Source organism: Streptomyces yerevanensis (assembly GCF_000716805.1).
Lineage (GTDB): Bacteria > Actinomycetota > Actinomycetes > Streptomycetales > Streptomycetaceae > Streptomyces > Streptomyces flaveus.
The window spans coordinates 227,053-243,312 of sequence record NZ_JNWJ01000005.1 but is presented as its reverse complement, the minus strand read 5'-3'; the positions used below and the strand labels follow the sequence as shown (position 1 = coordinate 243,312).

The following is a 16,260-nucleotide window of genomic DNA, read 5'->3' as shown; positions in this document are numbered from 1 at the left end:
TGCTGCGGGCTGTACCCCACTCGGCCCTGGGGTTCGCGGACTGCGGGCCCGCGTCGGCGTCCCCTGATCTGTGACCGCATTGAAAACGCCTGGTGTGTCGGTCAGGAAGTTCTGATTGCTGACCGTCCAGCACTCCATTTTCGAGTAGCCAGCAATCCGCACACCGAGCCATCCCGAGGCGCGAGTTACACCGCTTATTTGACATAGGTGTTCGTGGGAAGCGACTCGCCCTGCGCCCTTCGTGTGCCTGATATGTCGTCAGGTAAGTCAGCATCTGATCAGCATCAGTCCCTGCACATTCCGAGACGGTTGTCTGAACAGGTGCCTTGGAGACGGCGTCGCAGCAGCCTGGTTCGCGCGGAAACGCAGGCAGGGAGCTTTCTCGCCAGAGTGAAGCGATGTTCCTCACAATCTTCGAGTCCAACGCCTACCGGTGTACGGTAGAGACCGCCCTTGACCTGCAGAAAGCTGGCAGGGAGCCGTCTTCCAGGAGTTCAAAATGCTGCGCACCATGTTCAAATCCAAGATCCACCGCGCCACGGTGACTCAGGCCGACCTGCACTATGTCGGCTCCGTGACCATCGACGCCGATCTTCTCGACGCCGCCGATCTGCTGCCCGGCGAGCTGGTCCACATCGTCGACATCACCAACGGTGCCCGCCTGGAGACGTACGTCATAGAGGGCGAGCGCGGCTCGGGCGTCATCGGGATCAATGGTGCGGCGGCCCACCTGGTGCACCCCGGCGACCTGGTGATCCTCATCAGCTACGCCCAGGTCTCCGACGCCGAGGCCCGCGCCCTGCGCCCCCGGGTCGTGCACGTCGACGCCGGCAACCGGATCGTGGCCCTCGGCGCGGACCCGTCCGAGCCGGTACCGGACTCGGACCAGGAGCGCAGCCCGCAGGCTGTGCCTGCGGTCACCGTCTGACCGTCCATCTGGGCCCCGTAACATCCTGCGACGGGGTGAGTGCGCGTACGGCGCAGGGGTACGCGTGGGACAAGTCCAGGGCCGAAGTTCCGTATGGCTGGAGGACACGATGACCCACCCGAACCCTGACCCCACCCGTCCGGGCCCTCCTCCGGGCCCCGGCCCCGACCGCCCGGAACCCCTCCCGGAGCCGCCCAACCCCAACCCCAAGCCCCACCCGGTACCGGACCCCACCCCGTCCCCGGTCCCGGAGCCTCCCGGCCCGGAACCGCTGCCGAAGCCGGGTCCACTGCAGCCGTAGTGGGTAAACGACACGTGGCCCGGTGCGGACTACTTCCGCACCGGGCCACCATGTCAGCTCTGGTTCAGTAGGAGTGCGCCCCGTCAGGGACGCGGGGCTGTATCAAACTGCGGCTCCGCCGCGTGGGCGCGACCAGCCACAACGAACCCGCAGCCGCCCAACCCCAGAACCCCCCGAGCTATTAGCCGGCCACCTCGGACCGGTCTCCACCCCACAGCGTGTGGAACGACCCTTCCCGGTCCACACGCCGATACGTGTGCGCCCCAAAGAAGTCCCGCTGCCCCTGCGTAAGCGCCGCAGGCAACCGCTCCGCACGCAGCGCGTCGTAGTACGTGAGAGCCGCGGCGAACCCGGGCGTGGGAACGCCCTGCTGCACCGCGGCGACGAGAACCGCACGCCAGTCGTCCTGCGCCGAACCGATCTCCTGCGCGAACGTCTCGTCGGAGAGCAGGCTCGGCAGATCGGGCCGAGTGTCGTACGCGGCGCGAATCCGGTCGAGGAACGCCGCGCGGATGATGCACCCACCGCGCCAGAGCGAGGACACCGCACCCAGGTCGATGTTCCAGTCGTACTCCGCACTGCCCGCCGCGATCTTGTGGAAGCCCTGCGTGTACGACACGATCTTCGAGGCGTACAGCGCCTGTTCCACCTGGTCGGCGAAGGCCCCCGCCTCGGACTCGCTGAGCGGCGCCGCCTTCGGCCCGGCGAGCCCCCGCGAGGCCTCGCGCAGCTCCGTGTGGCCCGACAGCGACCGGGCGAAGACCGCCTCCGCGATACCCGACACCGGCACACCCAGGTCCAGTGCGATCTGCACGGTCCAGCGTCCCGTGCCCTTCTGCTCGGCCTGGTCCTGGACGACGTCCACGAAGGGCTTGCCGGTGGCCGCGTCCACGTGGGACAGCACCTCGGCGGTGATCTCGATCAGGTAGGAGTCAAGGCGCCCGGTGTTCCAGGTGCGGAAGATGTCCGCGATCTGCGCGGGGGAGTAGCCCGCCACATCACGCAGCAGCTGGTACGCCTCGCCGATCAGCTGCATGTCCGCGTACTCGATGCCGTTGTGCACCATCTTCACGAAGTGACCGGCACCGTCCGGGCCCACGTGCGAGACACAGGGCGTCCCGTCGTCCGCCTTCGCGGAGATCTTCTCCAGCATCGGGCCCAGCGAGTCGTACGACTCCTTCGGGCCGCCCGGCATGATGCTCGGCCCGTTCAGCGCGCCCTCCTCGCCGCCGGAGACACCCATGCCGACGAAGTGGATGCCCTGCTCGCGCAGTTCGCGCTCCCGGCGCCGGGTGTCCGCGAAGTGGGCGTTGCCCCCGTCAATGATCATGTCGCCGGGCTCCAGGAGCGGGGCGAACTCCCGGATCACCGCGTCGGTCGGATCGCCGGCCTTCACCATGATCACCAGGCGGCGCGGACGCTCCAGGGCGGCCACGAACTCCTTGGCGGTCTCGGCCGCGATGAAGTCGCCCTCGCTGCCGAACTCCTCGACCAGCGCGTGCGTGCGCGACGCCGTCCGGTTGTGCAGGGCGACCGTGTATCCGTTGCGTGCGAAGTTACGGGCGAGATTGCGCCCCATGACCGCGAGACCCGTCACGCCGATCTGCGCTGAAGTGCTCATACGGTTGGCTCCTAAAAGGTCCTGAAAACGGTGGTGCCAGTCAGTATCGCCCCACTGACCATCCTGACTTGCCGACGATGTGTACGCATGGCGTGCCGTTCTGCCTCAGCCGACCCGCAACAACAGTGCATTCCCGGTCACTTGGCGGGACAGAGCGGCTGATTGCCGCCTTGTCATGGCCTGTTCGCGGCGTCTACTTTTGCCGCTGCTGACGCATGTCGAGGGGGATACTCCATGGCCGTACGGGGCCGGCACCGCCGGTATCAGCCGAACAGGATCAACCGTGCCTCGCTGACGGTCACGGCGGGCGGCGCCGGAATGGCGATGCCCCTGATAGCCGCCGGTGTTGCCGACGCGGCCGATGTGGACACCTGGAACAAGGTCGCCGCCTGCGAGTCCAGCAACAACTGGGACATCAACACCGGCAACGGCTATTACGGCGGGCTGCAGTTCAAGCAGTCCACCTGGGAGGCGTTCGGCGGCACGGTCTACGCGTCACGCGCCGACTTCGCCACCAAGGACCAGCAGATCGCCGTCGCCGAGAAGGTCCTCAAGGGACAGGGCCCCGACGCCTGGCCGGTGTGCTCCGTACGCGCGGGCCTCACCCGGGGCGGCGACACCCCCGACATCAACCCTTCGGGCACCACCGACCGCAAACCCCAGCGCACCGTCCGCGACGTACAGCCGCAGAACACGCCCCAGTCCCAGGCGGGCACCGCCGAGATGTACACCGTCGTCCGCGGCGACACGCTGTCCGGCATCGCCGGCTCCCGTGAAGTCCAGGGCGGCTGGCGGCAGTTGTACGACGCCAACCGCAAGGCCATCGGCGCCGACCCGGACATGATCGTCCCCGGCCAGCGGCTGAGCCTCAGCACCAAGGCCCCGGACAAGCCCGCGTCCCCCACACCGGTGTCCAACCCGACCGCTCCCGCGAAGCCCGAGAAGAAGGAAGAGCGGGCCGAGAGCAAGCCCCGTGAGTCGGCGCGTACGCTCACCGCCCCGGTGGACGCCGGCGCCGGTACTGCCTACCGCGCGACGGGTTCCTCCTGGTCGAAGGGCTACCACACGGGCGTCGACTTCCCGGTGCCCACCGGCACCTCGGTCAAGGCGGTCACCGCGGGCCAGGTCGTGACCTCGGGCTGGGGCGGATCCTTCGGCTACCAGGTGGTGATCAAGCACGCCGACGGCCGCTACAGCCAGTACGCCCATCTGTCGGCGATCTCCGTGAAGGACGGGCAGAAAGTGGTGAGCGGACAGCGCATCGGCCGCTCCGGCTCCACGGGCAACAGCTCGGGCCCGCATCTGCACTTCGAGGTGCGGACGGGGCCCGAATTCGGCAGCGACATCGATCCGGTCGCCTATCTGCGCAAGGGTGGCGTCAGCCTCTGACGCGTACACCCGGCATCAGGTTCTGCATGGCAGACGTCAAGACTTGACGCGGGAGCCGACTACCAGCGGCACCGGGAGCAGCGGCAGGTAGAAGCCCTCGTAGTACGGGCCGGGCCGTGCCGGTGCTGCGCCGTCCCGTGCATCGTCGTCGCCCGGCGGCGGCCCATTGGACCCGGTGCGCGCCAGTCCGGCCGCCTCCCGCACGGACACCGGTGTCGGCACGACGACCGCGGCGGGCACGAGCGGCACCTCTTCCCGCATCGCCGCCGCTTCCTGTCCCGCCGCCGTGGCGGCGACCAGCCCGGCCACCTCGACGCTCTGCTGCTCGGGCAGCACTACCTCGTCGGCCGGAGCCCCGGCCACCAGCGCGGGCTCGCCCGGAACCGGCTCCGTACGCTCCGTGCTGCTGATCCGCTCCGACGTCAGGAGGATGAGGCCGCCCGCCGCGACGACACCGAAGCCCAGCGCGAGGAGGGTGCCGGTCGAGCCGTAACGGAAGGTCTCGCCGAACATCGTGATGCCGACCGCGGCTGCCACCACAGGGTTCACCACGGTCAGCGTGGCCAGCGGCGCCGCGAGTCCCGCACCCCTGTAGGAGGCCTGCGAGAGCAGCATGCCGGCCGTGGCCAGGACGCCGATCACCGCCAGGGCGGGCAGCTGGCCGAGCGTGAAGGCGCCCGTCCAGTCCACCGCGACCGTCTTCGTGAACACCGACGACATACCGAACGCGATACCGGAGGCGATCGCCAGCAGCACACTGCGCACCGCCGGGTGCCGGTGCGCCGCGCGGGCCGCCATCATCAGGCCCACCACCGCACCGCCGGTGGCCAGGGCCACCGCAAGCTGCTGGGAGTTGTCCAAGGACTGCGAATCGGCCGTGCCGACCAGCGACAGCAGTCCGGCCAGGCCGACCGTCGCCATGATCGCGCCCCGCCAGGCCGTCGCACCGGCCTTGCGGCGAACGAAGAGAGCCGCCATGGGAAGCGCGAACACAATGGTCAGCGCGCCCAGCGGCTGCACCAGGCTCAGGGGGCCGAAGGCGAGGGCCACAACGTGCAGCAGACCACCGAGGCCGTTGAGACCCACCGCGGCCCACCAGGCGGGCCGGCGCATGGGAGCGTACGACTGGTCCGGCGTCGCCGCGGCGACCCGTTCCTGCACGATCGCGCCACCGGCGTAGGCGACGGCGGACACGAGCGAAAGCAGCACAGACAGTGCGAGGGCGCTCATGGGTCCCTCCTCTGCGTCTGGCTGGCGCGCTCCGGCTGGCGGGGATTCCGGCGCGGCGAACGGTCGGTTTTCATGGTGAATACGATGCCCTTCGAAGGCGCTCGCGTCGTCGTCCTTGAGCAGGCATTGGGTCCTACTGCCGATGGAGTACGACGCGTGCCCCGTCCTACCCTGGTTGGGTGACACCGGGTACAACTCCCATGCTCGAGCCGGTATGCCCGCTTGGTCCACTCGAATTCCGTGAATCTCGCCGGATCTCGACCGCGATCACGTTCCGTGTCCGCGAGGTCGCACACTGGTTCGCTTCGCCCGCCCGTCGCACTGTTCCCACCCCGCTGTCACTTGCGGTCTTCCCCCGCGGGCCTGTTCTGGGTGACCATGGGGGAATCAGCCGCTGAGACAGGGGGTAACCGGGTGCGAGTGGGCTTGTTGACCCGGGAGTACCCGCCGGACGTGTACGGCGGCGCGGGCGTCCATGTCGAGTTCCTCGCCAGGGAGCTGCGGCCCCTGACAGACCTGGACGTGCACTGCTGGGGCGAGGGCACCGCGGGCGGAGTCCTCCGCCACCGGCCCTGGCCCACGCTCGACGGCGCCAACGACGCGCTGCGTACCTTCTCCGTGGACCTCGCGATGACCGCCGCCCTCGAAGGCCGCGAGCTCGTCCACTCGCACACCTGGTACGCCAATCTCGCCGGCCACCTCGCGAAAATGCTGTACGGCATTCCGCACGTGATGACCGCCCACTCCCTGGAGCCGCTGCGCCCTTGGAAGGCCGAGCAGCTCGGCGGCGGTTACGCCCTGTCGAGCTGGGCCGAACGCACCGCGATCGAGGCCGCCGACGCCGTGATCGCCGTCTCCGGAGCCATGCGCGAGGACATCCTCGGCTGCTACCCGGCCCTGGACCCGGCGAAGGTGCGCGTCGTGCACAACGGCATCGACACCTCCCTGTACCAGCCGGACCACGGCACGGACGTCCTCGAACGCCTGGGCGTCGACCCCGACCGCCCGTACGTCCTGTTCGTCGGCCGCATCACGCGCCAGAAGGGCGTGCCCCAACTGCTGCGCGCCGTACGGGACATCGACCCGGCCGCACAGGTCGTCCTGTGCGCGGGAGCCCCCGACACCCCGGAGATCGACCGGGAGTTCCGCGATCTCTTCCAGGAACTCAGCCGAGTACGCCAGGGCCTGTTCTGGATCCCGCAGATGCTCCCGCGCCCGGACGTGATCCAACTCCTCACGCACGCCGCCGTGTTCGTGTGCCCCTCGGTGTACGAGCCGCTGGGTATCGTCAACCTCGAGGCGATGGCCTGCGGCACGGCCGTGGTCGCCTCGCGGGTCGGCGGGATCCCCGAGGTCGTCGAGGACGGCGAGACGGGTCTGCTCGTGTCCGTCGACGAGAGCGCCGAGGAACACGCGGCGCAGCTCGCGCGCGCCCTCGACTCCCTGCTCGCCGACCCCGAGGCCGCCCGGCGGATGGGCGAGGCGGGCCGGGAACGGACGGTGCGGGAGTTCGGCTGGGACGCGGTGGCCCGGCGTACGGTCCAGCTGTACGAGGAACTCCTCAAACTGGGGTAAGCCTCAAGCAGGTGAAGTACAAGAAAATGGCACAACCGGGCGGGTAGAGGGGCGGCACGGCATGCGACGCGGTGGACCTTCGGTGCTGGGAATCGTACTGGCAGGCGGTGAGGGCAAGCGTTTGATGCCCCTGACCGCCGACCGTGCGAAACCCGCGGTCACGTTTGGCGGAACGTATCGCCTCGTGGACTTCGTACTTTCCAACCTTGTCAACGCGGACATTCTGCGCATCTGCGTACTCACGCAGTACAAGTCGCACTCGCTGGACCGGCACATCACCACGACCTGGCGGATGTCCAGCCTGCTGGGCAACTACGTCACACCGGTCCCGGCCCAGCAGCGGCTCGGCCCGCGCTGGTACCTCGGCAGCGCCGACGCGATCCTGCAGTCACTGAACCTCATCTACGACGAACAGCCCGAGTACGTGGCAGTGTTCGGCGCCGACCATGTGTACCGCATGGACCCGCGACAGATGCTCGCCCAGCACATCGACAGCGGGGCGGGCGTGACCGTCGCCGGGATACGGGTGCCGAGGGGCGAGTCGTCGTCCTTCGGTGTCATCGCCCCCGGATCCGACGGCCAGACCGTCGACAGCTTCCTGGAGAAGCCCGCCGACCCACCGGGTCTGCCGGACGACCCCGAGTCCGTGTTCGCCTCGATGGGCAACTACATCTTCACCACCAAGGCCCTGATCGAGGCCCTCCAGCGGGACTCCGAGGAGGAGAACTCCATACACGACATGGGCGGTTCGATCCTGCCGCAGCTCACCGAGCGCGGCGAGGCCCAGCTGTACGACTTCAGCGCCAACCATGTGCCCGGCGAGACCGTGCGCGACCAGGGGTACTGGCGTGACGTCGGCACCCTCGACGCGTACTTCGACGCCCATATGGATCTGATCGCCGAGCGGCCCGCCTTCAACCTCTACAACCGCCAGTGGCCCATCTACACCCACTCCGGCCAGCTCTCGCCGGCCCGCTTCAACGCCGGCGGCATCGCCAGCGAGTCGATCATCAGCGCCGGCTGCCTCATCCGCGGCCAGGTCAGCCGCTCGGTGCTCTCACCGGGCGTGGTCGTCGACCCGGGCGCCGTCGTCCAGGGCTCGGTGCTGCACGACAACGTCCACATCGGGCGGGGCGCGGTGGTACGGGGCGCGGTGCTCGACAAGAACGTACAGGTACCGCCGGGCGCGACGATCGGCGTCAATCCGGAACGGGATCATGAGCTGTACACGGTCTCCAAGGGCGGTGTGATCGCGCTGGGCAAGGGACAGCAGGTGTCGTAACGATCATCGGGACGGCCTCGGTGCGGAGTGCGCACCGGGGCCGTTCGCGTTGTCGGAGCCTTGAGGAGGCAGAACGAGACAGAGGTGCCCCGGCTGAAGGCCGCACATGAAGCACCGAGCCGGGACGCGTCCCTGACGACCTCTGTGGGCTGCTCGGTCGAGTGACGGCCATTTGGCTGATTCCTGCGGCCGGCGCTGTACGGCATCCGCCCACTCGTCTTCGCGGTGGGCGGATGGGCCGCCCGGCCGTATGCGGCCCGTAAGTCGCTTCAGCTGCCCGGAAAGGACCTCGTAGACCACATGCGTCCCATCCCTCACAAGGAGGCGGGACTTAATCTGCTGTTAACTGTGCGTAGCTTGATCGTACTTGACCGTAATCGCTTGTCGGGGGTTGACTGCTTGCTCACCCGTCGTCGACGCGAGAGCAAGCCATTGACCTCCGACCTGCTTGCACCACTCGACCTGGCGTTCTGGAACATCGAGTCCGCCGAGCACCCCATGCATCTCGGCGCCCTCGGTGTCTTCGAGACCCATTCGCCCGCAGCGGGCGCCCACGCCGCCGACCTGCTCGCGGCGCGCGCCGCGGGTGTGCCCGGGCTGCGGATGCGGATCCGTGACGTATGGCAGCCGCTCTCCTTCGGGCAGCCGCTGGCCTTCGGCGGTGCGGCCCGCGAGCCGGTACGCGACTTCGACCCGCTCGACCATGTCCGGCTGCACGCGCCGACTGCGGACTTCCACGAATCGGCGGGCGTGCTCATGCAGCGCCAGCTGGAGCGCGGCAGGCCGCCGTGGGAGGCGCATGTGCTGCCCGGCGTGGACGGCACCTCGTTCGCCGTGCTCTTCAAGTTCCACCACGCCCTGGCCGACGGACTGCGGGCGCTGACGCTCGCGGCGGCGGTCATGGACCCCATGGACCTGCCCGAGCCCCGCCCCCGCCCCGCAGAGCCCGCCCGCGGCTTCCTCCCGGACGTACGCAAACTGCCGGGCCTCGTCCGCGGCACCCTCTCCGACGTGGGCCGGGCCCTCGACATCGGCGCCTCCGTCGCCCGCGCCACCCTGGGCGTACGCTCCTCGTCCGCCCTGGTGTCGGAGCCGACCGGCACCCGCCGCATCGCGGGCGTGAACCTGGACCTCGACGAGGTGCACAAGATCCGCAAGAGCGTGGGCGGCACCGTCAACGACGTGCTGATCGCGATCGTCGCGGGCGCCCTGCGCCGCTGGCTGGACGAGCGCGGTGACGGCAGCGAGGGCGTCGTGCCGCGGGCCCTGATCCCCGTCTCCAAGCGCCGCCCGCGCACCGCGCACCCCCAGGGCAACCGGCTCTCCGGCTACCTGATCAAGCTGCCCGTCGACGACGCGGACCCGCTCGGGCGGCTCGACACGGTGCGTACGGCCATGAACCGCAACAAGGACGCGGGCCCCAACCGGGGCGCGGGTGCCGTCGCTCTGCTCGCCGACCATGTGCTGCCGCTGGGGCACCGGCTCGGCGGTCCCGTCGTCGGCCAGGCGGCCCGGCTGCTCTTCGACATCCTGGTCACCAGCGTGCCGCTGCCCAGCCTCGGCCTGAAACTCGGCGGCTGCCCGCTCACCGAGGTCTATCCGCTCGCCCCGCTCGCCCGCGGCCAGTCCCTCGCGGTCGCCGTCTCGACGTACCGCGGGCGCGTCCACTACGGGCTCGTCGCCGACGCGGAGGCCGTGCCGGACCTGGACCGGCTGGCCAAGGCGGTGATCGCGGAGGTGGAGGCGCTGAACGTCGCCTGCGCGCCCTGACGGGAGCGGTGATCACGCCGGGTTTGGTTCCTTCGCCCCGCGCTCCGTAAAATTCCGCCTTCGAAAGCGAGCGCGGTTCGAGCGCGGCGCGGAACCCGAGAAACGGCAACGACGATGACGGTGACAGACGACAGCCAGGCGCCCCCCGCCGTGGACGCGGCAGAGGTGGCAGGCGCCTCGTACGGTCCCGGCATCGACCCGGAGCGGCTGGCTGTCTGCCTCAGCGTGCTCGAGGAGCTCGACAAGCTGGAGGTCGACCACCCCGACGCCGTCGCCGTGCGCCGCGCCACCGCGGGTGTCTACCGCACGGTGAAGCAGCGCCGCCGCCAGGAGCGCCGGGCCGCCAAGACCGCCCACGACAAGGCGGTCACGGAGGCGACGGCGACGGGTTCCGCCCAGCGCATCGACGACGAGACCGAGGGCATCCTGCCCTCGTCCACCATCGAGGCCGGGCAGATCGCGGGGATACTCCAGCGCCCGCGCTCCTGCTACACCTGCAAGACCCGATACGTCGAGGTCGACTACTTCTACCACCAGCTCTGCCAGAACTGCGCCGCCGAGAACCGGGCCCGCCGCGACGCCCGCGCGGATCTCACCGGCAAGCGCGCGCTGCTCACCGGTGGCCGCGCCAAGATCGGCATGTACATCGCGCTGCGGCTGCTGCGTGACGGTGCGCACACCACGATCACCACACGCTTCCCGAACGACGCGATCCGCCGCTTCAAGGCCATGCCCGACAGCGACGAGTGGATCGGCCGCCTGAAGATCGTCGGCATCGACCTGCGCGACCCCGCCCAGGTGGTCGCGCTCGCCGACTCGGTCGCCGCCGCGGGCCCGCTCGACATCCTGATCAACAACGCGGCCCAGACCGTACGCCGCTCTCCGGGGGCCTACAGCGAGCTGCTCGCCGCCGAGTCCGCCCCGCTCCCCTCGGGCGAGCTGCCGCCCGCCGAGGTGATCGGCACCTTCGGCTCCGGTGCCGTGGCCGCGCTGCCGGTGGCCGGGGGCGGCGAGCTGACCGCCCAGGACGTCACGGACCTCGCGCTGGTCTCCGGCTCGGCGTCCCTGGAGCGCATCGCGGCCGGTACGGCGATCGACGCGGGCGGTCTCGTGCCCGACCTGCACGACACCAACAGCTGGATCCAGGCTGTCGAGGAGGTCACTCCGGTCGAGCTGCTCGAGGTCCAGCTCTGCAACTCCACCGCGCCGTTCATCCTCATCAGCCGCCTGCGCGCCGCGATGGCGGCCTCGGGGGCGAACCGCACGTACATCGTGAACGTGTCCGCCATGGAGGGCGTCTTCAGCCGCGGCTACAAGGGCGCGGGGCACCCGCACACCAACATGGCCAAGGCCGCGCTCAACATGCTCACGCGCACCAGCGCCCAGGAGATGTTCGAGAAGGACCGCATCCTGATGACCGCCGTCGACACCGGCTGGATCACCGACGAGCGGCCTCACCCGGACAAGATGCGCCTCGCCGACGCGGGGTTCCACGCGCCGCTCGACCTGATCGACGGGGCTGCGAGGGTGTACGACCCGATCGTGCGGGGCGAGCAGGGCGAGGATCTGTACGGGGTGTTCTTGAAGGACTACGCGCCCGGCAAGTGGTAGGGCCGCCCGCCCGCGGTAATCCGGTGGCCTGTGCGGGAGCCGCTGTCCTACCGTGAGGGTGCCCGGTGCGATGGCAACGCGTTCTTCGTGGTTCGACTCCGTGCAGGCCCTCCGCGGGCCTGTTGCCCTATTGGGGGCAATCGCGTAGCCGCCTTGATCTCGGGCAAACCGTGCACATCGTGTCGTGCTCAGCCGTGTCAGTACGCGCTGCTGTCGGCATCCGGCGGCACCTGCGACCGCAGGCGCTCGTGGACGGCGTACGCCGTCGCCGTGTGTGCCGCCCGTACTCTCGTTCCGCCGTCCACCAGCAGGTCGGCCCCCGTGATCCACTCCGCCGCGTCCGAGGCCAGCCATACGACGGCCCGCGCGATGTCCTCGGGCTCGCCGATCCGGCCCAGGGGCAGCCCTGCGGCCACCTCGTCCTCACCCCGCTCCCACACGAACCGCGCCATCTCGGTGCGGACGAGACCGGGGGAGACGGAGTTGACCCGCACCTTCGGGGCCAGCTCGCCCGCGAGTTGCTGGGTGAGGTGCAGCAGGGCGGCCTTGCTGGTGCCGTACGCGCCCACGTTGGGGCCCACATGAGCGGCGCCCTCCGTGCAGACGTTGACGACCGCGCCGCCGTGCTCGCCCATCCACGCTTGCCAGGCGCACTGCACCAGCCGTAGCGGCGCCTCGACGTTGACCGTGAACGCCTCGCGCCAGCGGTCCGGGTCGGCGTCCATGAGCGGGCCGTACGGCTCGTTCGTCGCCGCGTTGTTCACCACCACGTCGATCCGCCCGAACTCGCGCAGCGTCAGCTCCGTCAGCTCGCGCAGGTGCGCCGGTTCGGCGACCGAACCAGCGAGCCCGACGACCCCGAGCTCCTCGGCGACCCGGCTCACCCCGCCCGGATCACGGGCGGTCACGCACACTCGCGCGCCCGCCCGGACGAGCGCCTGAGCGACCGCCCGCCCGATCCCGCGCGAAGCCCCGGTGACGATCGCGGCCCTGCCCGTGAGCCCGTACGGCGAAGTCATCCGCGTACGGTCTCATGACGGACCGTCAGCTACCAGAGGTGTGCGTCAGCGGCGGACGGTGGCGCGCGCCGCGACCAGCTCCAGGACGGTGCGCCAGTCCTCCAGCACGCCGGCGTTCAGCCCGGCGACCTTGCCCGCCTCGTCCGCCTGCCGCAGGGACAGCACGTCGTCGTCGAACGGGCCGTCGTCCCACGGCGCGGCATGCAGGCGTACGAGACGGGCCACCCGCTCGCCGAGCAGGGACCGCACGGCGTCCGCCGCGTGGTCCGCGTGACCGGTCTCGTCGCCGGGATGCAGCAGCTGCCCTATGCCGTGCACCAGGCCGGCCACCTGGAGTTCCTTGTCACTGGGATGACCGCGCCGCAGCAGCGCGGCGGTCTGCAAGGCGTGATCGTGCAGATCGAGCGCGCTGCCGGCGAGGGACCCTCCGTTGGGGCGTGGCCTCGAGTGGCGGAGGTACGGGGTGCCCCAGGCCCCCCGGCAGGCGTGCAGCAGATCCATCAGCTCATCGACACTGCGCAGCTCCATGCGCCAGTCCTCCCTGCCCGCGAGAAAGGCCGTTGTCCCGCGCCAGCAGATCATGGCCAGCTTTCAACCGAACCAACGGGATCTGAATAGCGAACCGAGTACGCCCAACGACCGTCCCCAGCGAGCGAGGCCTCACCGCGGGGACTCAGTGACCCCGGTCGATCCACTCCTTCAGGTGCGGGGCCTCGGCACCGATCGTCGTCGAGTCGCCGTGGCCGGTACGGACCTCCGTCTCGGGCGGCAGGGTCAGCAGCCGGTCGCGGATCGAGTCGATGATCGTCGGGAAGTGGGAGAAGGAACGCCCCGTCGCGCCCGGCCCGCCCTGGAAGAGCGTGTCGCCCGTGAAGACGGCGCCCAGCTGGGGGGCGTGCAGGCAGACGGCGCCCGGAGCGTGACCCGGAGTGTGCAGCACGGTCAGCTCCGTGCCGGCCACCGACAGCCGCTGCCCATCGGCCAGTTCACCGTCCGGCAGGCGGTTCGGGTGGGTCTGCTTCCACAGCGGGAGGTCGTCGGCCTGAAGGAGGATCGGGGCGCCGGTGCGAGCGGCCAGGGCCGGGGCCGCGTCGATGTGGTCGTTGTGCGCGTGCGTACAGATGATGGCCACGAGCCGGCGGTCGCCTAGCGCCTCGGCGATGGCGTCGGCGTCATGGGCGGCGTCGATCACCACGGCCTCGGAGTCGTCGCCCACGATCCATACGTTGTTGTCGACGTCCCACGTACCGCCGTCCAGACTGAACGTGCCGGAGGTGACCAGGTGCTCGATACGGGCGGCCATCACAGCACCACCACCGAACGCAGCACGTCGCCCTGGTGCATCCGGTCGAAGGCCTGCTCCACCGCGCCCAGCTCGATCGTCTCGGTGACGAACGCCGCCAGGTCCAGACGCCCCTGCTGGTGCAGATCGACCAGCATCGGGAAGTCGCGCGAGGGCAGACAGTCCCCGTACCAGGACGACTTGAGCGCCCCGCCCCGGCCGAAGACGTCCAGCAGCGGCAACTCCAGCTTCATGTCCGGTGTCGGGACGCCGACCAGGACCACTGTGCCCGCCAGATCGCGGGCGTAGAACGCCTGCTTGTACGTCTCCGGGCGGCCCACCGCCTCGATGACCACGTCCGCCCCGAAGCCGCCGGTCAACTCGCGGATGGCCTCGACCGGGTCGGTCTCCTTCGAGTTCACCGTGTGAGTGGCGCCCATCGTCCGGGCCGTGGCCAGCTTTTTGTCATCGATGTCGACGGCGATGATGCGCGCCGCGCCGGCCAGCTGGGCCCCGGCGATCGCCGCGTCGCCCACGCCGCCGCAGCCGATGACCGCCACTGAGTCGCCACGTGTCACCGAACCGGTGTTGATGGCCGCGCCGATCCCGGCCATCACTCCGCAGCCGAGCAGACCCGCGACCGCGGGGGACACGGCCGGGTCCACCTTCGTGCACTGCCCGGCCGCGACCAGGGTCTTGTCCGCGAACGCGCCGATCCCCAGGGCGGGCGAGAGCTCCGTGCCGTCCTCCAGGGTCATCTTCTGCTTGGCATTGTGCGTGTCGAAGCAGTACCAGGGCCGCCCGCGCAGACAGGCCCGGCAACGGCCGCACACCGCACGCCAGTTGAGGATCACGAAATCGCCGGGCGCCACCTCGGTCACGCCCTCGCCGACCGACTCCACGATCCCGGCGGCCTCGTGGCCGAGCAGGAACGGATACTCGTCGCTGATTCCGCCCTGCTTGTAGTGCAGGTCCGTGTGGCAGACCCCGCAGGCCTGCACCTGGACCACGGCCTCGCCCGGACCCGGATCCGGGATCAGGATCGTGCGGACCTCAACCGGCTCGTTCTTACCGGGGGCGATGACACCCCGTACCTGCTGGGCGGCCATGTCGGGCTCCTTCGCGTAAAAGTGGCGCGTTTGATCATGTTGGCACAGGGCCGGACGACTGGCTCCGTGCCTGTGGACAACCAGTGGAGAACCCAGGGAGGTCAGTGGGCTTAAAGTCCAGTTTGTCGCGGAACGACTCGAAACAGTTACCTCTTGTTTTCAGCCCCATCGAGCGGACCTCCGCTCATCTGTGTACCCTGTACCGGAACGGACAGCATAATTGGGTCCCACCCACACCCACGGTCCGTCCCGGGACAAGCCGGTCACCACGGCCTGCTCTCACTTGAGTTACCGGCGCCACCGCGTCCGTACTGCCTGTAATCCAGACCCGAGCGGGCGTCAGGCGACCGGTAGTAGACCGGCCCTGCCTGTCCCGAGGGTGATCCGACACATAAGGAGTGCGCGGTGACACCGGAGACGAAGAACAGCGATCAGCGTCCCAAGGAACGTATGGGGCGCGAAGGCAGCGGGCCCGAGGAGGCGCTCGGCAGTCTCGATGTGTGGTCCAGGTCCGCCCCGATCCGCCTGGCGGGCTACGAGGACGACCTCGCGGAGCCGCACATCCTGCCCAGCGTGGACTGAGACGTTCACCGAGGAAACAGCGCGATTGCTGACGGCATGGGCGTGCCAGACTCACGCCCATGCTGATCAGAGAAGCCGCGGCCGACGACTGGCCGCGGATCTGGCCTTTCTGGCACCGCATCGTCGCCGCCGCCGAGACCTACGCCTGGGACCCGGACACCTCCGAAGAGGACGCCCGCGCCCTGTGGATGGCACCGGGCAAGCGCGTGTACGTCGCCGAGGACGCCACCGGAGCGGTCGTCGGCTCGGCCTACGTCACGCCCAACTACGGCGGCCCCGCGGCCCGTATCGCCAACGCCGGCTTCATGGTCGACCCGGACCATGCGGGCCGCGGCATCGGCCGCCGCCTTGCCGAACACGTCCTGAGCACGGCGAAGGCCGAGGGGTACCGGGGCATGGTGTTCAACGCCGTCGTGGAGACGAACCCCGCCGTGCGCTTGTGGACGTCCCTCGGCTTCACGGTCCTGGGCACCGTTCCGGGGGCGTTCGAGCATCCGCGGCACGGGCTGGTGGGCCTGCACATCATGTACCGGGCGCTTTAGCGCTCCGGCGGTTGGGCGG

14 protein-coding genes are annotated in these 16,260 nt (G+C 69.8%); 8 read left to right on the top strand and 6 right to left on the bottom strand.

The window, feature by feature from the left end; genetic code table 11:
• Positions 1 to 499: 499 nt before the first annotated feature.
• Positions 500 to 928, top strand: a complete 429-nt coding sequence (panD, locus tag OP79_RS07160; protein ID WP_033319121.1) for an aspartate 1-decarboxylase — start codon at positions 500 to 502, stop codon at positions 926 to 928.
• Positions 929 to 1,410: 482 nt separating this feature from the next.
• Here panD and gndA read toward each other — a convergent pair whose 3' ends face one another.
• Positions 1,411 to 2,850: an NADP-dependent phosphogluconate dehydrogenase gene (gene gndA / locus OP79_RS07155; RefSeq protein WP_033319120.1), complete on the bottom strand. Its 1,440-nt coding sequence runs from the start codon at positions 2,848 to 2,850 to the stop codon at positions 1,411 to 1,413.
• A 234-nt stretch (positions 2,851 to 3,084) separates the two neighbouring features.
• Here gndA and OP79_RS07150 point away from each other — a divergent pair, with 234 nt between their 5' ends.
• Entirely contained in the window at positions 3,085 to 4,239 is a 1,155-nt protein-coding gene (locus OP79_RS07150) for a transglycosylase family protein (RefSeq protein ID WP_033319119.1), read from the top strand.
• 36 nt (positions 4,240 to 4,275) lie between these two features.
• Here the strand turns inward: OP79_RS07150 and OP79_RS07145 are convergent, their stop codons facing one another.
• Complete coding sequence (locus OP79_RS07145; protein WP_211270751.1) at positions 4,276 to 5,469, bottom strand: DMT family transporter; 1,194 nt, start codon at positions 5,467 to 5,469, stop codon at positions 4,276 to 4,278.
• A 414-nt stretch (positions 5,470 to 5,883) separates the two neighbouring features.
• On the opposite strand from OP79_RS07145, the gene glgA reads away from it, so the two are divergent.
• From glgA to OP79_RS07125, 4 genes are all read left to right on the top strand, one after another.
• Entirely contained in the window at positions 5,884 to 7,044 is a 1,161-nt protein-coding gene (gene glgA, locus OP79_RS07140) for a glycogen synthase (RefSeq protein ID WP_033319118.1), read from the top strand.
• A gap of 61 nt (positions 7,045 to 7,105) precedes the next feature.
• On the top strand, positions 7,106 to 8,326 hold the full coding sequence (gene glgC / locus OP79_RS07135; RefSeq protein WP_033319117.1) for a glucose-1-phosphate adenylyltransferase: 1,221 nt from the start codon (positions 7,106 to 7,108) through the stop codon (positions 8,324 to 8,326).
• Positions 8,327 to 8,758: 432 nt separating this feature from the next.
• Entirely contained in the window at positions 8,759 to 10,096 is a 1,338-nt protein-coding gene (locus tag OP79_RS07130) for a wax ester/triacylglycerol synthase family O-acyltransferase (protein ID WP_033319116.1), read from the top strand.
• 114 nt (positions 10,097 to 10,210) lie between these two features.
• Positions 10,211 to 11,707: an SDR family NAD(P)-dependent oxidoreductase gene (locus tag OP79_RS07125; RefSeq protein ID WP_033319115.1), complete on the top strand. Its 1,497-nt coding sequence runs from the start codon at positions 10,211 to 10,213 to the stop codon at positions 11,705 to 11,707.
• Between the two features lie 197 nt (positions 11,708 to 11,904).
• On the opposite strand, the gene OP79_RS07120 is transcribed toward OP79_RS07125, so the two are convergent.
• From OP79_RS07120 to OP79_RS07105, 4 genes are all read right to left on the bottom strand, one after another.
• Positions 11,905 to 12,726, bottom strand: coding sequence for an SDR family oxidoreductase (locus tag OP79_RS07120; RefSeq protein ID WP_033319114.1), 822 nt, complete (start codon positions 12,724 to 12,726; stop codon positions 11,905 to 11,907).
• A 45-nt stretch (positions 12,727 to 12,771) separates the two neighbouring features.
• A complete protein-coding gene (locus OP79_RS07115; protein ID WP_033319113.1) occupies positions 12,772 to 13,254 on the bottom strand; it encodes an HD domain-containing protein in 483 nt (160 codons plus the stop codon).
• A gap of 145 nt (positions 13,255 to 13,399) precedes the next feature.
• On the bottom strand, positions 13,400 to 14,029 hold the full coding sequence (locus OP79_RS07110; protein ID WP_033319112.1) for an MBL fold metallo-hydrolase: 630 nt from the start codon (positions 14,027 to 14,029) through the stop codon (positions 13,400 to 13,402).
• Complete coding sequence (locus OP79_RS07105) at positions 14,029 to 15,117, bottom strand: S-(hydroxymethyl)mycothiol dehydrogenase (RefSeq protein WP_033319111.1); 1,089 nt, start codon at positions 15,115 to 15,117, stop codon at positions 14,029 to 14,031. Before OP79_RS07105 ends, OP79_RS07110 begins: the two co-directional genes overlap by 1 nt.
• A 405-nt stretch (positions 15,118 to 15,522) precedes the next feature.
• Between OP79_RS07105 and OP79_RS53725 the strand changes: the two genes are divergently transcribed.
• Both OP79_RS53725 and OP79_RS07100 read left to right on the top strand, forming a co-directional pair.
• Positions 15,523 to 15,699 (top strand): hypothetical protein, encoded by a 177-nt coding sequence (locus OP79_RS53725; protein WP_106972312.1) that lies wholly within the window; start codon positions 15,523 to 15,525, stop codon positions 15,697 to 15,699.
• 59 nt (positions 15,700 to 15,758) lie between these two features.
• The gene (locus OP79_RS07100; protein WP_033319110.1) at positions 15,759 to 16,241 is read left to right on the top strand and encodes a GNAT family N-acetyltransferase; all 483 of its coding nucleotides are present in this window, start codon (positions 15,759 to 15,761) and stop codon (positions 16,239 to 16,241) included.
• The last annotated feature ends 19 nt before the right edge of the window (positions 16,242 to 16,260 follow it).